Raw genomic sequence first — 17095 nt, 5'->3', positions numbered from 1 at the left:
ACATACACTTTTCATTACTATAACAAAAAAGCACTAAGGCACGCGAGAACGACCTTAGTGCTTATTTCACCCGTTGTAGCGTAATGTCTGGAAAAACCGTAAGACCAGTTCCGCTTCCTGCGTCGTCGTATAGCGTCCGGCATATTGTCCGTCCTCAAAAGCAGTGACAGTCAGGGTGCAGGAGACCAGCTGCAGACCTTCCGACAACCGGACTTCAAACGTCGCGGTTTGCAGAGGTAAGGGAGTATCGGTCGTAAAGTAGAGGTGACGTGTACTCGTCCGGTGGGCTTGAATCTCGGAAAAACTAAAGTCGAATGTCTGATTTTGATGTTGTAGCATCTTAATTTTGCCTTGGACCGTAAAGCTCGGGACATTATCCGAGGCAAGCGAACAGGCTTCGATCGGATACAAGACTTCCCGGATCAGAAAACTTTCCATGACGGCCGCGGACACCGGTCGGCTGAATAAATACCCTTGGATGTTCGGACATTCAAGCGACCGGAACGTCTCGAGCTGTTGAATCGTTTCAATCCCTTCCGCGATGACGGCAAGATTAAACTCCTTCGCCATGTAGAGAATACTTTTAACGATGGCTTGGGCTTTCTTATCCTCGGCGATATGGACCGCAAACTGGCGATCGATCTTGACGACATCAATCGGGTACCGTTGCAGGTAGACCATTGATGAATAGCCTTTTCCGAAATCATCGAGCGCAATCCGGACGCCGAGCCGGCTGACATGTTCCAGCGTCCGGCTGATGTTCGGATCATCCATGATCAATGCCGCTTCGGTGATTTCCAGTTCCAGCAGCCCGGCCGGCAATTGATACGCAGCCAGTATCTGTTCAATCTGGTGTTCGAACCCGGGAATCAAAAACCGTTTCGGCGAGACGTTGACAGATACCGGGACAAGATCGGCACCGGCACTGGACCAGTCAAGCATCGCCTGGCACGCTGTCTCGACGACCCAGTCGCCGATTGCGATATGCAGGGCACTTTCCTCGGCGAGCGGGATGAAATCATTGGGCGGAATCCGTCCCCATTCCGGGTGTTGCCAGCGGATTAACGCTTCGAGACCGATGATTTTCCCCGTCCAGCTGTCGACTTTCGGTTGGTACTCAAGAAACAGTTGCTTCCGTTCAATCGCATAGTGTAAATCCTGTTCGAGCCGGTAACGGCGGTAATAATCGATATCGAGATTGGACGCATAATGATGGACGGTACTCTGATTTTCACGTCGTGACCGCCGGAGCGCCGTATACGAATGTTTCATCAATTCGACCGGATCGCTGCTGTCGTCCGGAAAACGGCTGATGCCGATCGAAACGCGGGTGAATAAGGCGTACGGATCAATTAAAATCGGTTCGACGGATAAAGACAATAACGTTTCCGCATACGACGTGACATCGTCCTTGAGGCTCGACGGAACGAGGATTGCATATTCGTCGCCTCCGAGGTGTCCGAAAAAGACACCCTCCGGTTTTGAGGTGTTGAGGAGTGCACTTGTCGCCTGAATCCACTGGTCACCGGAAGCATGACCAAACGCATTGTTGATATCCGAAATCCGGTTAAACGAAATCGACAGAATCGAAAATGCCGTGTTCGCCTGCATCCAGTCACGGATTGTCTCCGTCAACGAAAGACGGTTCGGCAGACCGGTGACCGAGTCATACATCGCCAGCTGTTGCAAGCGTTCCTCGTACTCTTTTTGAAGCGTAATGTCGTGCATGATGCTGTTCGTGTAGGCAATCGAACCGTCCAGCTGGAAGACTGGAATTTGTTGGTCCTCAATCCATTTCATACGCCCATCCGGGAACAGCAGACGATACTGGATCGTACTCGGCTTTCCGGACGTCAGCCGGCGGATGAATCGTTTCATCGCCGGTACGTCACGCGGATCGAGTCGCTCGAACAGCCAGTCCTGACTGAGGATCAGATCGTGCGGCAACTCTTCGAAAATCTGGAAAAATCCTTTGGAATGAAACAACAGGCGTCCGGTTGATAAGTCGATTTGTGAAATAGCGGCTTCGAGTGCTTCATAGATTTCACGCGTCTGTTCCCGTTCGCGTGCCAGTTCACGGCGCGCTTCGCTGACTTCTGACAAATCATAAAGAATCAGAGAAATCAATCCGGTCGGACCGTCGCGTCGTAATGCCTTCAGGCGTAACAGTTGATATTCGTAGTCGGCATTCAGGACGGATACTTCCTGTTCGAACGTATCGATTTCTCCATCAAGCAGGCGGATCATCTGAAAGCGGAGCGGATCAAAATCACGCGGATGGATACGTTGATGTAACTGTTCATTCGTAAAGGGTTGCACCGGATTGGACTCGATGCCTAAGTACTTGATTAACGAAGGTGAATACTCGATCGTCCGGCTCGTTGAATCGTAGTGAAAGACGACCAGTTCCGGAATCTGTTCTGTCAGTTCCAGTTGCGACCGGATATGGACGACATCATCCTCCAACTGTTTTTCGCGTGTGATGTCACGTGCGATCCCGTACACCCCGACGACATGACCATCCTGTTCAATCGGCATGTTCGTGATTTTGAGCGTCAGCCGGTGTTGATCGGCATGCAGACCTTGTGCCGTATAGTGGACCGTCTCACCGGCCAGAGCCCGCTCGAAAAATGCCGTCACGGACGCATGCTGCTCCGGTGGATTGAAGACGGCGAAATGATTATATAAAGTTTCTTTCGAATAGCCGAGCATCCGTGGAAGCTGTTCGTTGAAATAGATGATTTCACCAAGGTGATTAAAGAAAAAGACAGCATCTGTACTTTGCTGAAAAAAAGGTTCCACACGTTCTGGGCGTGACAGCTCTAACCCGCCAATCAGCAGAGGGGATGTAGATGAACGACTCAGTCGTTGCATCGCGTCGAAAAAAGTCATAGACAAATCTCCTCACTCGAATTTTTTCTCTCACTCTTAGTATCGGAGTAAACGAAGATCAATTGCAATCAAAGTTCGAAGAATAGACTTTTTTTTCAAAAAAAGCGAATCATTTTTTGGAGAATGGGAGGAAGTGGAATGGAAAAGAAGGGGGTGAGACGGGAAGTCTGTTTTCTTTCGCTCGCTTTTCTCGGGCGGAACGGAAGCCGCGGTCGTCGTGACCGTCGACCGGGTCTTCCTTGTTCCTGTCGGAAGCAGAGCTTCCTTTTCCCGTAGAAGTCGAGCTTCGAAAGCAGACTCCGACAAATCATTCATTCAGAATGAGAACGTAAGAACGTAAAAGACAAAAAGACAAAAAGACAAAAAGACAAAAAGACAAAAAGACAAAAAGACAAAAAGACAAAAAGACAAAAAGACAAAAAGACAAAAAGACAAACCCCGCCGATACCTGTTGAATGGCATATGTCGAAGTTTGTCCGTGATTTACACATCAGATGGCAAGGTCAACCGAAGTGTCACTGGCATTTGGATCAGCTTGATCTGGACGGTCGGAACCGTTCATATCGGGACCGTTATGACGTCCCGGTCCGTGTCCACCGCGCGGTCCTTGTTGTAAGTCATCGTAACTTGAGACTTCATCCGCCCGTTCCTGCATCCGTTCTTTGATAGCGGCCGCTTGTTTTTTCGTGATGGCACCGCTTTTAACTTTCGCATCGATCGCTTTCGTTTGTTCGGCAAGGACAGCCTTCTCGAAATCAGCGAAGGAGATGTTGTTCGCTTCCGCGAATTCCGGTAATGGTTGGTTCGCCGTTTTGAACTTCGTTGCATCGAGATTCAATCGCTTCAGGATAGCAGATGTCGTATCACCGAAGACATCATGACCCGGTCCACCGTGTTCGCCTGGTCCATGTTGACCGCGGTCCGGTAAGTCATCATAGCTGTTGGCATCGGAAAACTCTTCCGTCAGACGGGCTTTGATCTCGGTCGCTTGTTTTTTCGTCATCTTCCCGTCTTTGACGAATTGATCGAGCTGTGTCGTCTGCGCCGCAAGCAACGCTTTTTTGTAATCCGCGAACTTGATCGACTGGGCTTTCGCATAAGCGGCGAGCGATTGATTGGCGGCGTCAAATTTATCTTGGCTGAGACCAAGTGCTTTCAAGACATCGGCGATCAATGATTCGTTGAAGAAGCCCCCTTTGTCACCATGCTGTCCTTTTGGCATCTGTTCTTTTAAATCGGCATAACTCGAAACGCCGCTAAAGCGTGCTGTATGATGTTTTAACATATCTGCTGCCTGCGACTTCGTTAAATCACCTGATTTGACGAGGGAAGCGAGCTGTTCTTTTGCGGCGGCGAGTTCCGCCTTTTTATAGTCACTGAACGAAATTCCTTTTTGTTTGGCCAGGTCGGCGATCGATAAACCTTTTTTACGGGCGGCATCGACCTGTTTTTCTGTCAGGTTTAATTTTTTGAGCAGTAATGTAAAGTCGAGTCGCTTCATCCCTTCAAAATGTGGACGTTCCGATTTCGTTTCTGTTGAGCTGTCGTCATTGGTTGCAGCACAAGCAGAAGCTCCTCCTACGGTTAAGGCGCTGATTGTCAGTGCGGTGATCCATTGTTTTTTGAATTGCATGGGTGATCACTCCTTTCACCCTTTATGTTAGCGGGCATCCGAACAGAAGTTGTGAGGAAGTTGCAAGGAAATCGCAAAGAAACGTCAACCGGTTAAAAAAGGCGGTACACTACAAGTGGAGGGATGCAGATGAACATTTTAGTGATTGAAGATGAACTGAAGCTGGCACAGGTGACGGAACGGTTCCTGCGTCATCACGGCTATACGGTCACGCTTGCGGCGTCACTGATAGAGGCGAAAACAAAACTTGCGCATACATCGTTTGACGCTGCCCTTGTCGACGTCCGACTGCCGGACGGGGACGGTTGGTCGCTCGTCCCGGGAATCAAAGCGACGGTCCCGGCTCCGGTCGTCTTCATGCTGACGTCGCGCGGGGAAGCGGACGACCGGGTGTTTGGACTCGAACTGGGAGCGGATGACTATCTCGTCAAACCCGTAGTCCTGAAAGAACTGATCATCCGGCTCGAGCGCGCGTTGAAGCAACGCTCGCCGGTAGGACTGAAGTTAGGTGACGTGACGATCGATGAGAAGGCGCGCCGTGTCCAAAATGGACCGGACACGGTCAGTCTCGCGAAAATGGAATTCGAACTGTTGGTCTACTTCTTTGAGCACATAGGCGAAGCACTGACGCGCGATCAGATTCTCGATGAAGTCTGGGGTTATACGTTCGGCGGCGACACGCGGACAGTCGATACACACGTCAAACAATTGCGTGATAAACTGCCGACGATTAAACAGCAATTGAAGACAGTCCATCGGGTCGGCTATCGGTTGGAGGCAATCGAATGAGCAAGCTGATGCGTAAGTTTTTACTTGCCGTCCTTGCGCCGTTATTGATTATGGGCGTACTCAGCTTTAGTCTGACGGCATTCCTCGTCAACCGGTTTGCGGAAGGAGAGCGTTACAGCCAACTGACACGGGAAGCGAACATCATCAAGGAGGCACTGGCGGAAGGGCGTCCGGTCCCTCGGGAAATCCAAGGGTTTATCACGCGTGACGGCGTGACGGAACAAATCGGGGGACGGGGCCGGCAAGTCGTTGAACTGCCGATTTTGAATGACCTGCAGCAACAAGACAGTATCGAAGTCCAGGGGAACCGGCTATTGACGTATCAGTTGACGAGCGGAGATACGGTCATCACGACAATCCGTGAAGCCCCGCTGGCCAGCAGTGCCCTCGACGGCGTCTATCTGGCGATTGGTGTGGCGTTACTTGCCGCCTTACTGCTCGCAACCGGACTCGCTTATTACATGGGCCGGCAATTCATCCGGCCGATCATGGAGTTACGGACCGTCGCGAAACAGATTGGGGACGGTCGAAAGGACGTCGCGTTGCCGGTCCGGCCTAACGACGAAGTCGGTGATTTGATTCATGCCGTCGACGAGATGCAGGAACAGCTGATCCAAAAAGAAACCTTGCAGAAATCGTTTATTGCCGGAATCACCCACGATTTGCGGACGCCGCTCGCCATCATCCGCAATGAAACGGAAGCTCTGGCGGCCGGTGTCATTCCGGTCGACGAACTGCCGGACGTCACGAGCAGTATCATCGAAGAAACAGATCGGCTCGGTCTGTTGATTGACGAGACGTTAGTTTATTCGAAACTGGCCGGCGGGATGATGCCATTGGACCGGACAGAAGTGGCACTCGATCAATTAGTTGAGGAAACAGCGGAACGGTTACAATCGACGTTCCAAAAAGACGGTCTCCGTTTGACGGTCGAGACAGTACCAGTTCGGCTTTCGCTGGATCGGCGGATGTTTGAACGGGTTCTCGTCAACTTCCTGGTGAACGCTCAAGTCGCGGCACCGGTCGGAAGCGACGTGTTGGTCCGGCTGACGGCCACTGAGTTGACGGTCGAAGATGCCGGGAATGGTGTCGCGGAAAACGACCGGTCAACGATCTGGGATTTGTATGTCAAACAGACCGGCGGCTCCGGTCATGGTCTCGGCCTTGCGATCAGCCGGTTGATTCTCGACAGTCACGGTTTAGCGTACGGTGTCCGGGACAGTTCACTTGGCGGTGCCTGTTTTTATATTCAATTCAAATAATCTGTGCAAAAAAAGTCCCGTCTTTCACCGGAGTGAAGAGCGGGACTTATCAGTTATTCGGAATCGTTAGCTTGAACGAGACTTGGCTTAACGAGCGTATAGAACTCATCGCTCATCCCGACGCGGCTGCCCATCTGGCAAGCGAGTTCGAGTGTCTCCTGGTAGAATTTCGCGACCAAATTGTGGTTTTTGATATGCATGTCTTTCATCGCTTTTTCGACACCCAGGACGACTTTAGCGATTTGATCATCAGCGTCATTGCGGACAGGAACGACGTTTTCCGGAAGATCCACTTCCTTGTCGTGTCCGTTAAAGCGGAACGATGCCCCGAAGCCGAGGTGCTCGAGGAAGAAGTGCGGTAACAATTTACCGGCGAAGAACTGGTGCCACTCGGATTCTTTCATCGTATCCATATCACGTTTGAACGATGTCGTTGCGAGTGCGTAGCGGTCATGTGTATCTTTCATGAACTTCTCGAGGATTGGTACCTGCATCGCAAACGAATTCTTCAGCAGATTATCGAGCTGTTCTTGCGTTAATAGTTCTTGTTCAGCCATCAGTTTAACCCCATTTCGTTTCGTTAGTTCTATCGTAAGAAATTTAGACAATTCCGTCAAATCTTTTTCAAGAATAGAGTTTACCTATTTCACAAAAGGGAATTCATTTACTATCGAAGAGTTAAGGGGGAGTTAGCATGAAACGAGTGGCAATGACAGGGGTATTAATCGGAGCATGTCTAATTCCAGTGACGGCTTTCGGTGCAAGTAACGTGACGTACAAAACAGGCACGATTCAAAACAAGGACTTCGGCTACTCCGTCAAGGCGACGACCGCCTTACAGACAGCGATCAAGCAGGACAAAGTCGATGTCGTCAAAAACAAAACGGTCAAGACGAAATACGGTACCGTGACACGCAGCGGAACGTTTTCGCTCTACTATAAAGTAAACGGCAAAGATCAAATGCTCGTGAACTTGAACTTTGAACCGAAAAAATTAACGAAAAAACAATTTGAGAAACAAGTCGGATTCGGTACCTATCTCGGGACAAAAGGCAATAAAACATACTACTATGTCCAACCGACCGAAGCGGTCAAAGGGGCAGAAGGAAAACAAAAGATTGCCGATTTAATCACACGTGACGTTCCGGCGATGATGAAGACATTCAAATTAAAATGAGGAAACTGCAAGGAGCACCAGCTTTTGCTAGTGCTTCTTTTGATGGTCCGATATAGTAAAGGTTGAGGTGAAGTGAAATGGAATGGACAGTAACAGAAGTCAAACAAACAACAGAAGTATTGCAACTGGAGAAGTGTGTCAACGATCACGACGGGATTGAACTGAAAGTCGCGGCGGATTGGGTCGGACAAAACGATTTCGCGGTCTACGAAGACACGAAACTGGTAGGATACCTGCAGGCCTTTGCCTATTTGCCGACCGAATGGGAAATCAATGTCTTCGTCGATCCGGATTACCGGAAACAGGGTGTCTTCACGCAACTCGTCGAAGCGGCGAAAGAGGCAGCCCGTCCGCAAGGTGTCGAAGCGTTTACGTTCGTCATCGATGATGCCAGTGAATCGGGTCAAGCGGTTCTTGGTCGGCTCGGTGCCGAGTACCGGATGACGGAATACAACATGGTCCTGAAAAAAGCGCAATTGTTCTTAAAAGCGGACCCGGATTTCGAACTGCGGGAAGCAACAGCGGACGATCGTCCGTTCATCGTTGAGACACTTGGTTCATCATTTGGCAACACGGCGGATGAAGCAGAATCGATCTATCAGGCGATCGAGTCAGACGATCGTGTCACGTATATCGGTGTCGCAAACGGCAAACCGGTCGGTGTCATTCGGGCGTATCTCGCGTCTGACACGCAGGCGAGCATTCACGCCTTTGCCGTTCGTCCGGAAGCACAGGGCAACGGATACGGTAAGAAGATGCTGAAGCTGATGGTCCAAGCGATGTTCCGGACCGGTCGGACGCAACTCGAACTCGACGTCGAGACAGACAACGCACGGGCACTTGATCTCTATAAAGATGCCGGGTTCGTCGTCGGACGCGGTTATCAGTTCCACGTGCTCGGCTTATAATTGTTTTGCAGAAAGTCCACGCGAGTGGGCTTTTTTTGTGGAATTCAAAGACCACAGATCTGTCTACTTTTTAAAGCGATACGATATCGTTTTCGACTGTCCGTTGGCGCGCTTTCCTCGGGCGGAACGCAAGCCGCGATCGTCCTCTTCGGCCTGTTCCTGACGGAAGCGATAAGCCCTTCCTTTTCCCGCAGGAGTCGCGCCCGGACGCCGGAAACTTTTCCATGAAAAATTTGTTGAGATACGGTGAAACGATAACATAAAAAACAAGTTCACAATCTAAAAGAAATCTGAAACCTTCTCTCCATTTTATCGTATACTACACATATGGAAAAAAAGAGGAGGCGACGTTATGGCATGTCAGAAAGAATCATTGCGGACGTTGAAGTGGGTATCGGGCGGTTTAGAGGCAGTGCTTGGAATTCCGATTTTAGGTGGATTGATTGTTTTTGGAACAGGTTACAATGCACTTTGGTTGATGCTCGCGTTTCATATCGTCGTCGTCGTTTTGACGGCGCGTGCCGGTCGGGTCTCAAAAGGGAACATCGTCGGAATCGTCGCATCGACGGTCGGCGTCATTCCGTTCGTCGGGATGCTGTTGCATATGGCAGCCGCAATCACGATCTTACTGGATGCGGCATTCGGAAGCCGGATTCTCACGCGGACACATGTGGAACGCGTCGAACCGATCCGTCCGCGTCCGGTCCGAAAAGAACAGGAACGCAAAGAGGACCATCCGTTCTAAGTTTTTTTCGTTGACAGGACAAAACAAGCCGTGTAAAGTAAACAACAAGTTAAGCCATATCAAACAAATCAACGACGCGGAGTAAGTACCGTCAACACTGCCGACAAAGCGAGTCAGGAAAGGTGAGAGCCTGACGCGGTAAGCTGATCAGGGAATGGACCGCTGAGAGCCTGTTGAACGATTCAGTAGACAGGACGGTTGCCCCCGTTACCGGGCTAGCTGGTTGTTGGACCAGCGACAAGAGGAGATTTTTAATCTCAACTAGAGGTGGCACCGCGCGGATACAGGCGTCCTCTATGCATTAGCTTTTGCTATGCATAGAGGGCGTCTTTTGTTTTACGTCAAGGAACGCCGAATCATCCAACGCACATTATCTTTAGGAGGAATTTTTGATGAAAAAGACATTGATCGCGGCGGCAAGTACGGCGTTCCTGCTTGCAGGATGCTCCACAACGGATACGGAAACAGCAGCACCAAATAAAAACGAAAAGAAAGTTTTACACACGATGGAAAGTTATGATCTCCTGTCGATCGACCCGGCAGATGCTATCACATCGAATATCTTCAACCAGATTTACGAAGGATTGTACCGGTTTGATGCAAACAATGAACTGGTCCCGGCAGCAGCGAAGTCACACAGCGTGTCGGAAGACGGAAAAGTCTATACGTTTAAGCTCGACCCGAATGCCAAATGGTCAGATGGCAAGCCGGTCACAGCGGAAAATTTCCGTTATGCCTACGAGCGTGTCATCGACACGAATTCACCATTCGCGTATCTGCTCGAGCCGGTTAAAGAAACAAAAGTCATTGACGATCAGACGTTACAGATTGAACTGAAACGCCCGACACCTTACTTCCTCAGCATGACGACGTTTGGCACATACATGCCGGTCCGGGAAGACATCGTCAAAGCGCAAGGCGACAAGTTCGGAACGGATCCGAAAACAAACGTCTACAATGGACCGTTCATGTTCAAAAAATATCAGGCCGAGCAAGGTTATACGCTTGCGAAAAACGCCGATTATGCCGACCGGAAAAACGTCAAGATCGACGAAGTTGATGTCAAAATCATCAAGGATCCGATGCTCGCGATCAACTTGTTTGAAACAGGCGAACTCGACGTTGCACCACTCAACTCAGAAAACGTCGTCACGTACAAAAACAAAAAAGAGTACAACACGTTCAGCGATTCGCGAATGTTCTTCATCCGGATGAATCAAAAAACGGATGCACTGAAAGATCAGAAGACACGTCAGGCGATTGATGCGGCCTACGATAAAAAAGCACTGACGGAAACCTTACTCGGAAACGGTTCATTGCCGGCTGATTACATTGTCCCGCAGGATCTTGATCCGAAATACGACAAGACACGTCAAATCGAATCGTCGTTTGACGCGGCACAAGCGAAACAAGTCTTGGCTGGTCAAAACCTTGAGCTGACGATGATCATTGAAGACGACGATGTCTCGAAGAAAATCGGTGAGTACATCCAAGGTTCACTGAAACAACAAAACGTCGACGTTAAACTGTTGTCACTGCCGAAAAAAGAACGATTGGCGCGTGAAGGACGAGGGGATTACGACTTGTCACTCGCGAGCTGGGCTCCAGATTATCAAGATGCAACAACGTACTTGAACTTGTTCATGACAGGAAATCCGTTTAACATGATGGACTACTCGAACAAGAAGTATGACGGTCTCTTGAAACAGGCGGAAAACGAACTCGATCAAGATAAACGTCTGGAACTGTTAAGCGAAGCAGAAACGATGTTGCTTGACGATCAAGCCATCTCACCGGTCTACCAACGAAAAAATGCCTTCCTCCAAAACACAGAAGTCAAAAACCTGGCCCGTCATAATGTCGGAACAGATATCTCGTATAAATACGTCGAGATTGACCGCAAGTAACGTTCTAAACTTACAGATACCCAATCGACTTTCTTTCTATAGGAAGTGTTGATTGGGTATTTTTGTACATGGCGTTTCATTTGTGGTGAAAATGAGATGAGAAAGAACTGGAAAATCAGGTCAATTCACTTAAAGCGTCCTCAGAAGTTGCCGATAAGTAGGGTGATGAGATTTGAAACAGGAAAGGGAGTTTCGAAGATGAGTAGATTACGCAAAAATTTAAAGATGCGGTTGTTTGTCTGGGTCTTGGCGATTTCAGTCATTACTGGTGGGATTTCAGCACAGTTGACGTTGTTCTTAAACCGAGGACTTAATGTCGCTGACGGGCCGTCGATTTGGTTAGGTGCCGGGATTGGCTTAGTTTTATCCATCATTGGTTCAGCATTGATCCAATTGATTCTCCGTCAACCGATTAAAGCGATTGAAAAGGCGACGGAAACAGCGCGTGAAGTCGCAAACGGTAATTTCAACGTCGATTTCGAAGAAGCAAAACGCGGCGACGAAGTTGATCAGTTGATGCATGAACTCGAAGTCATGGTCTTACATATCCGCAAACAGGCAACACAGATGGGCAATTCAAGTGATAAATTAACGGCGTCAGCGCAGGAAATCGCGGCTGCTGTCCAAGAAGGTAATGCATCAGGCGAAAGCATCCGCTCTGCGATGGCAGAGCTATCGACGAAGATGAATGAAAACGTCGATCAAGCTTATCTGTCGATGGATGCCCTCGGTGCCGTTAAACGGACGATGGATGAAGTCGCAAAAGAAATGAATGAAGCGTTGAAATCGGCGACCGTCATGCAGACGGAAGCTGAGAACGGGAAGACGCTGGCGACAGATTCTGTCGAAGCGATGCATATGATTTCAAGTAAGATGGAACAATCAGCGACATTGAACAGTCGACTGACCGGTATGACAGGTGAAATTTCGAGGATTACCGATGTTATTAGTGACATCTCGGCCCAGACGAACTTACTCAGTCTGAATGCCTCGATTGAAGCGGCTCGTGCCGGTGATGCTGGACGTGGATTTGCTGTCGTCGCAGCGGAAGTCAAAAAACTTGCCGAACAGACCGCAACGTCAGCAAAAGAAATCACCGATTTGATTTCCGGTGTCAAACGTCTCGTCAATGATACAGCGAACGCGATGACGGACGTCCAAAAAGAAGTTGCAACCGGTGTCGGTCTCGTCGAACAAGCCGGTTCGTCGTTTGAAGAGATTCACCAGTCGACAGAGAGTGTTTATTCACGTGTCCAGTCGGTTGATCAACTTGTCATTAAGTCAGACAAGGAAATCGATCAGGTTGGATTGACGACGGCAAATATCCTTGCGATGGTCGAAGAAGCATCGAAACACGCGGAACAGGTCTTGCAGGCATCAAGCCATCAAGCGGCTTCACTTGGTGAGGTCAACGGTGCAATGGAAGAGCTCGTCGCCGTCGCGGAACAACTACAGGAAGAGACAGGCGCGACGCGTCTGTGAATCAGAAATCGCAGACGGAAACAGCGTCTGCGATTTTTGTTTGAAGTTTTTTATTTTTTTTGAGAGAAACTGTTAAACATTTCGGTACGGCGACGATATATAGAGTGGAAGCAGTCATCGACTACAACCACCGCGCTACTCTTGGGCCGGCCAGGGGGCGCATCTCGGAGAAGAAGGATCTTCAAAGAGACAAAAAAATTATTCCTATGGAGGGAAACTTACAATGATTATCAATCACAACATTACAGCACTTAACACACACAACAAACTTTCGAGCGCTTCTGCTGCTCAAAGCAAATCAATGGAAAAATTAGCTTCAGGTCTTCGCATCAACAAAGCGGGCGACGATGCTGCTGGTCTTGCAATCTCTGAAAAAATGCGCGGACAAGTTCGTGGACTTGATCAAGCTTCACGTAACGCACAAGACGGTATCTCAATGATTCAAACTGCTGAGGGTGCACTTAATGAAACGCATGATATCCTTCAACGGATGCGTGAACTTTCTGTCCAATCTGCTACAGATACAAATACTGATGCAGATCGTACAAACATCCAAGATGAAGTTAACCAATTAGGAAAAGAAGTTGATCGTATTCGCGATACAACTCAATTCAATACAAAAAATCTTTTAAACGGTTCAATGGATAAAGGACAAGCAGCTGCTGTAGCAAACATTAACCAAAATACAGAAGTTAAAACTGCTACTGCAAGTCTTTTAACAGATGCTTTGACAACTTTAACTGATAAAAACGGAAACAACTTAGGTATCACAGCAACTGACGTAATCAGTGTCTCTTATGTAAAAGATGGAGCGACTGTTACGAACTCATTTACTGCTGGAGCACTTACGACAGCTGCATTAGGAACAACTAACGGTGCTGCTGGGGATACTAACCTAACACTCGCTGCGGATGCTAATAAAAATCTTTCTATCACAGCAGCAGCAGGTGGTTCAGGTGCAGCAATCAATGGTCTTACTGTAACTGTTAAAGATGCATCTGGAAACGTGAGAAGTGCTGCTACAAACGCACTTTCAAGTTTTACAGAAACAACAGCTGCTGCTAACATCAACACAGATGGACAAGCAACTTTCCACATCGGTTCTAACACTGGACAAAACATTCAATTAGCATTTAAAGATATGGGTACTTCTGCTTTAGGTGTTAAAGATTTAAAAGTTGGTAACCAAGGTCAAGCAAACGTTGCTGTTAAAGTTCTCGATACTGCAATTCAAAAAGTATCTGCAGAGCGTTCTAAACTCGGAGCAACACAAAACCGCCTCGAGCACACAATCAACAACCTTAAAACATCTTCTGAAAACCTGACAGCGGCTGAATCACGCGTTCGTGACGTTGATATGGCAAAAGAAATGATGAACCAAACGAAGAACTCGATTCTTGCACAAGCAGCACAAGCTATGCTTGCGCAAGCAAACCAACAGCCGCAAGGCGTTCTCCAATTACTCCGTTAATCGTAATTGGTCATACAATTTACTTAAAGGTCGTGGACTCGTTCCACGGCCTTTTTCTATTGATTTTTAAATCAGGTATTACAACTTACTGGAAGATGCCGATATACTACATAGAGAAGAAAAAGGAGTGTTTGTCTATGAATTCCATCAACACGGAAATTCGGCTTCACCTGCCTGAAAATGTCTTACCATACGAAGCGACACGAAATGTCTTCGTCGAAGCGAATCAAGAGGACTTGGCACAGGATGGAGTCGTTATTCTACCGACACCGCAACATATCGCAAAGCTTGAAACAGCCATTGAAAAGGCAAATGTCCAGCTCGAATCACAACGAACAGGCTTAAAGTTTATCAAACATGAAAAACTCAATGAATTTTATATTCAAGTCGTCGATACAAATAACCATGTCGTCCAAGAAATTCCGAGTAAAAAAGAACTCGATTTTTTTGCCGCTTTCATGGAATTTAATCAACTGATCGATAAACGGATTTAAGGGAAAGGACTGATTGGATGGCAGGGATACGTCTTAGTGGTCTCGCAAGTGGGATCGATACAGAAACGATGATTAAACAATTGATGCAGGCAGAACGGGCACCGGTGGATCGTCTTTCACAAAAGAAACAAACATTGACCTGGCAACGTGACGCTTACCGCGAAATGAACCGTGGCTTACTTGATTTACGAACGGCAGCAAGTGATATGCTGTTATCGAAAAATTATACAGCGAAGACTGCGACAAGTTCGGATTCATCGAAAGTATCCGTGACAGCAAGTCCAGCAGCGACAGCTGGTAGTGTGACGATTGATAAGATTGGTCAGTTAGCATCAGCAGCATCCGTAACGATGATAACAACGGCAGGAAAATCATCAGATACAACGCTTGCTGACAGTGGGATGTTTACTGTGACAGATGGAAAAATCAATGTTCAAATCAATAGCTTTTCTGCTGACGGAAAAGCAATCAGTGAAACGATTTCGCTTGATGCGACGCAAAAATTGTCAGATTTAACATCAGCTATCAATGCTAAATCAAGTCTCGGAATGAGTGCTGTCTATAACGATATTACAGGTAAACTAGTTTTAACGAAAACAAGCACTGGAAAATTGAATCCAAATGGGGCAGATATAACGATTCGTGATGCGAATGCCAATTCCGAGATTGTGAACTCCGAGTCACTGACGATGGGGCAGGACGGTAAAAATGCAAAGTATACGATTGGCGGTCAGGAACTCGAACAACGGACCAACACCTTTACGCAAAACGGTCTGACGATCACATTAAACGGGACAGCAACGACAGCTACGACCCTCAACACGAAACTCGATACGCAAGCGAACTTTGATTCGATTAAGAAGTTTGTCGATAAGTATAACGAGATGATTGATAAGATGAATAAAAAAGTTCGGGAAGAAAAGTATCGTGATTTCCAACCGTTGACGGATGCGCAGCGAAAGGAATTAAGTGAAGACGAAGTCAAGAAATGGGAAGAGAAAGCTATCAGTGGTGTCTTGAAAAATGATAGTTTCTTACGCGACGGAATGAACTCGTTCCGGAGTGCGATTTCTGCAAAAATCGACACAGGTTACTCATACACAGCTGACTCAAAAACGATTGAACTGAATTATATGTCGCAAATCGGTATCACCTCAACAAGTGATTTCCGCGATGGAGGAAAGTTAAAGCTGGATGAAACAAAACTGAAGAAAATGCTTGAGGAACAACCGGAAGGCGTTTATAAACTATTTACGACCGATGCACCGGAACCGGCGAAAGATGCTCAAGGAAATCCAATTCCGGGTACAGCTGGACTTGACGGATTTGTTCGCCAAATCCAAGGATTCGCGACGACGATGCGAGATAAAATTTCGAAGGTCGCAGGACTTGATGGTTCTGTCTCGACGACTTACCGTCTCGGAAAATCCCTCGCCGATCTTGATAAGAGTATGCTGACGTGGGCAGATAAATTAACTAGCAAAGAGAATGCTTACTATCGTCGCTTTGCAGCGATGGAACAGGCGATGAGCCAAGCGAACAGCCAATCGGCAACGCTCGCTTCATACTTAGGACAATAAGGAGGATTTCAGATGGCGAACCCCTACGCAACGTACCAAACGAACTCGGTTACAACCGCTTTACCACAAGACTTAACGTTGATGTTGTATGAAGGACTAATTAAGTTCTCCATGCTCGCCAAGCGTGCAATCGAACAAGGATTGATTGAACAAAAAAACACGAACATTCAAAAAGCGCAGGCAATCATCCTTGAGCTTCAATTGACTCTTAATCAATCGATTGCCTTGTCAAAAGACTTAAATAACTTGTATGACTATATGCAAGGTCGTCTGATTGATGCCAACGTCAAGAATGACGTTGTGGCAATCGACGAAGTGATTAGTTTTGCGGAAGAATTCCGCGAAACGTGGAAAGAAGCGATGAAGCTCGCGCGTCAACGATGAGTCCGCTTGATCCGCTCCGTCTGAAGACAAAACATCTGATGGAACTGCTGGAGCAAACGCCGGAAGAAGACGTCTATGACGAGTGGTTGCTGAAGATCCAGAACTTGTTGAACGAACGCGAAGCGTTTATCGCGGCTCATTCGAACTTACTGGCTGGTGCGAATCAGGCCGTTATTCAGGAACTTGTCGCCGACAGTCAAAAAATCGACTTGAAATTATCGTCAGAAACCGCTAAATTAGGGGTACAAATCAATCAATTGCGTCAGACGAAAACAAGTCGGAAATCGTATATCGATCCGTACGAAGAAGTCGAAGGTAGTTTTTCACCGTATTTTGATTCTCGTCAGTAACTTTCTAGACGTAGGGAGGGA

The 17095-nt window shown here is 47.8% G+C and carries 15 protein-coding genes; 12 read left to right on the top strand and 3 right to left on the bottom strand.

The window, feature by feature from the left end; translation table 11 throughout:
- Positions 1–66 precede the first annotated feature (66 nt).
- Complete coding sequence (locus N7U64_RS05960) at positions 67–2892, bottom strand: EAL domain-containing protein (RefSeq protein WP_318928859.1); 2826 nt, start codon at positions 2890–2892, stop codon at positions 67–69.
- Between the two features lie 490 nt (positions 2893–3382).
- Positions 3383–4525 carry a hypothetical protein gene (locus N7U64_RS05955; RefSeq protein ID WP_318928858.1) on the bottom strand — a complete coding sequence of 381 codons (1143 nt, stop codon included), beginning with the start codon at positions 4523–4525 and terminating at the stop codon, positions 3383–3385.
- A 129-nt stretch (positions 4526–4654) separates the two neighbouring features.
- Here N7U64_RS05955 and N7U64_RS05950 point away from each other — a divergent pair, with 129 nt between their 5' ends.
- Together N7U64_RS05950 and N7U64_RS05945 are read left to right on the top strand one after the other, a co-directional pair.
- Positions 4655–5314 carry a response regulator transcription factor gene (locus N7U64_RS05950; protein ID WP_318928857.1) on the top strand — a complete coding sequence of 220 codons (660 nt, stop codon included), beginning with the start codon at positions 4655–4657 and terminating at the stop codon, positions 5312–5314.
- Positions 5311–6576, top strand: coding sequence for a HAMP domain-containing sensor histidine kinase (locus tag N7U64_RS05945; RefSeq protein ID WP_318928856.1), 1266 nt, complete (start codon positions 5311–5313; stop codon positions 6574–6576). The genes N7U64_RS05950 and N7U64_RS05945 overlap by 4 nt, the downstream gene beginning before the upstream one ends.
- Positions 6577–6629: 53 nt before the next feature.
- On the opposite strand, the gene N7U64_RS05940 is transcribed toward N7U64_RS05945, so the two are convergent.
- Positions 6630–7133, bottom strand: a complete 504-nt coding sequence (locus N7U64_RS05940; RefSeq protein WP_012371315.1) for a hypothetical protein — start codon at positions 7131–7133, stop codon at positions 6630–6632.
- 137 nt (positions 7134–7270) lie between these two features.
- On the opposite strand from N7U64_RS05940, the gene N7U64_RS05935 reads away from it, so the two are divergent.
- The 10 genes from N7U64_RS05935 to N7U64_RS05890 all read left to right on the top strand — a co-directional run bounded on the left by N7U64_RS05935 (position 7271) and on the right by N7U64_RS05890 (position 17074).
- Positions 7271–7753 (top strand): hypothetical protein, encoded by a 483-nt coding sequence (locus N7U64_RS05935; RefSeq protein WP_318928855.1) that lies wholly within the window; start codon positions 7271–7273, stop codon positions 7751–7753.
- A gap of 77 nt (positions 7754–7830) precedes the next feature.
- Complete coding sequence (locus tag N7U64_RS05930) at positions 7831–8661, top strand: GNAT family N-acetyltransferase (RefSeq protein ID WP_318928854.1); 831 nt, start codon at positions 7831–7833, stop codon at positions 8659–8661.
- A gap of 352 nt (positions 8662–9013) precedes the next feature.
- Complete coding sequence (locus N7U64_RS05925; RefSeq protein WP_318928853.1) at positions 9014–9406, top strand: hypothetical protein; 393 nt, start codon at positions 9014–9016, stop codon at positions 9404–9406.
- 392 nt (positions 9407–9798) lie between these two features.
- Complete coding sequence (locus N7U64_RS05920; protein ID WP_318928852.1) at positions 9799–11313, top strand: peptide ABC transporter substrate-binding protein; 1515 nt, start codon at positions 9799–9801, stop codon at positions 11311–11313.
- Positions 11314–11511: 198 nt separating this feature from the next.
- Positions 11512–12795 carry a methyl-accepting chemotaxis protein gene (locus N7U64_RS05915; protein ID WP_026827543.1) on the top strand — a complete coding sequence of 428 codons (1284 nt, stop codon included), beginning with the start codon at positions 11512–11514 and terminating at the stop codon, positions 12793–12795.
- 223 nt (positions 12796–13018) lie between these two features.
- A complete protein-coding gene (locus N7U64_RS05910; protein WP_026827544.1) occupies positions 13019–14266 on the top strand; it encodes a flagellin in 1248 nt (415 codons plus the stop codon).
- A gap of 137 nt (positions 14267–14403) precedes the next feature.
- Positions 14404–14760 (top strand): flagellar protein FlaG, encoded by a 357-nt coding sequence (locus N7U64_RS05905; RefSeq protein ID WP_026827545.1) that lies wholly within the window; start codon positions 14404–14406, stop codon positions 14758–14760.
- A gap of 17 nt (positions 14761–14777) precedes the next feature.
- Positions 14778–16340 carry a flagellar filament capping protein FliD gene (gene fliD, locus N7U64_RS05900; RefSeq protein ID WP_318928851.1) on the top strand — a complete coding sequence of 521 codons (1563 nt, stop codon included), beginning with the start codon at positions 14778–14780 and terminating at the stop codon, positions 16338–16340.
- A gap of 12 nt (positions 16341–16352) precedes the next feature.
- A complete protein-coding gene (gene fliS / locus N7U64_RS05895; protein WP_026827547.1) occupies positions 16353–16724 on the top strand; it encodes a flagellar export chaperone FliS in 372 nt (123 codons plus the stop codon).
- The gene (locus N7U64_RS05890) at positions 16688–17074 is read left to right on the top strand and encodes a hypothetical protein (protein WP_236629915.1); all 387 of its coding nucleotides are present in this window, start codon (positions 16688–16690) and stop codon (positions 17072–17074) included. Before fliS ends, N7U64_RS05890 begins: the two co-directional genes overlap by 37 nt.
- Positions 17075–17095 lie beyond the last annotated feature (21 nt).

Origin of the sequence: Exiguobacterium sp. K1, assembly GCF_033721435.1 — a bacterium.
Classification (GTDB): domain Bacteria; phylum Bacillota; class Bacilli; order Exiguobacteriales; family Exiguobacteriaceae; genus Exiguobacterium_A; species Exiguobacterium_A artemiae.
This window is presented reverse-complemented; position numbering and strand designations above follow the sequence as displayed.

Bases quoted from the DNA above. Each gene is read 5' to 3' on its own strand.
- N7U64_RS05960 (WP_318928859.1), bottom strand. From the start codon at position 2,892: ATGACTTTTTTCGACGCGATGCAACGACTGAGTCGTTCATCTACATCC.
- N7U64_RS05955 (WP_318928858.1), bottom strand. From the start codon at position 4,525: ATGCAATTCAAAAAACAATGGATCACCGCACTGACAATCAGCGCCTTA.
- N7U64_RS05950 (WP_318928857.1), top strand. From the start codon at position 4,655: ATGAACATTTTAGTGATTGAAGATGAACTGAAGCTGGCACAGGTGACG.
- N7U64_RS05945 (WP_318928856.1), top strand. From the start codon at position 5,311: ATGAGCAAGCTGATGCGTAAGTTTTTACTTGCCGTCCTTGCGCCGTTA.
- N7U64_RS05940 (WP_012371315.1), bottom strand. From the start codon at position 7,133: ATGGCTGAACAAGAACTATTAACGCAAGAACAGCTCGATAATCTGCTG.
- N7U64_RS05935 (WP_318928855.1), top strand. From the start codon at position 7,271: ATGAAACGAGTGGCAATGACAGGGGTATTAATCGGAGCATGTCTAATT.
- N7U64_RS05930 (WP_318928854.1), top strand. From the start codon at position 7,831: ATGGAATGGACAGTAACAGAAGTCAAACAAACAACAGAAGTATTGCAA.
- N7U64_RS05925 (WP_318928853.1), top strand. From the start codon at position 9,014: ATGGCATGTCAGAAAGAATCATTGCGGACGTTGAAGTGGGTATCGGGC.
- N7U64_RS05920 (WP_318928852.1), top strand. From the start codon at position 9,799: ATGAAAAAGACATTGATCGCGGCGGCAAGTACGGCGTTCCTGCTTGCA.
- N7U64_RS05915 (WP_026827543.1), top strand. From the start codon at position 11,512: ATGAGTAGATTACGCAAAAATTTAAAGATGCGGTTGTTTGTCTGGGTC.
- N7U64_RS05910 (WP_026827544.1), top strand. From the start codon at position 13,019: ATGATTATCAATCACAACATTACAGCACTTAACACACACAACAAACTT.
- N7U64_RS05905 (WP_026827545.1), top strand. From the start codon at position 14,404: ATGAATTCCATCAACACGGAAATTCGGCTTCACCTGCCTGAAAATGTC.
- fliD (WP_318928851.1), top strand. From the start codon at position 14,778: ATGGCAGGGATACGTCTTAGTGGTCTCGCAAGTGGGATCGATACAGAA.
- fliS (WP_026827547.1), top strand. From the start codon at position 16,353: ATGGCGAACCCCTACGCAACGTACCAAACGAACTCGGTTACAACCGCT.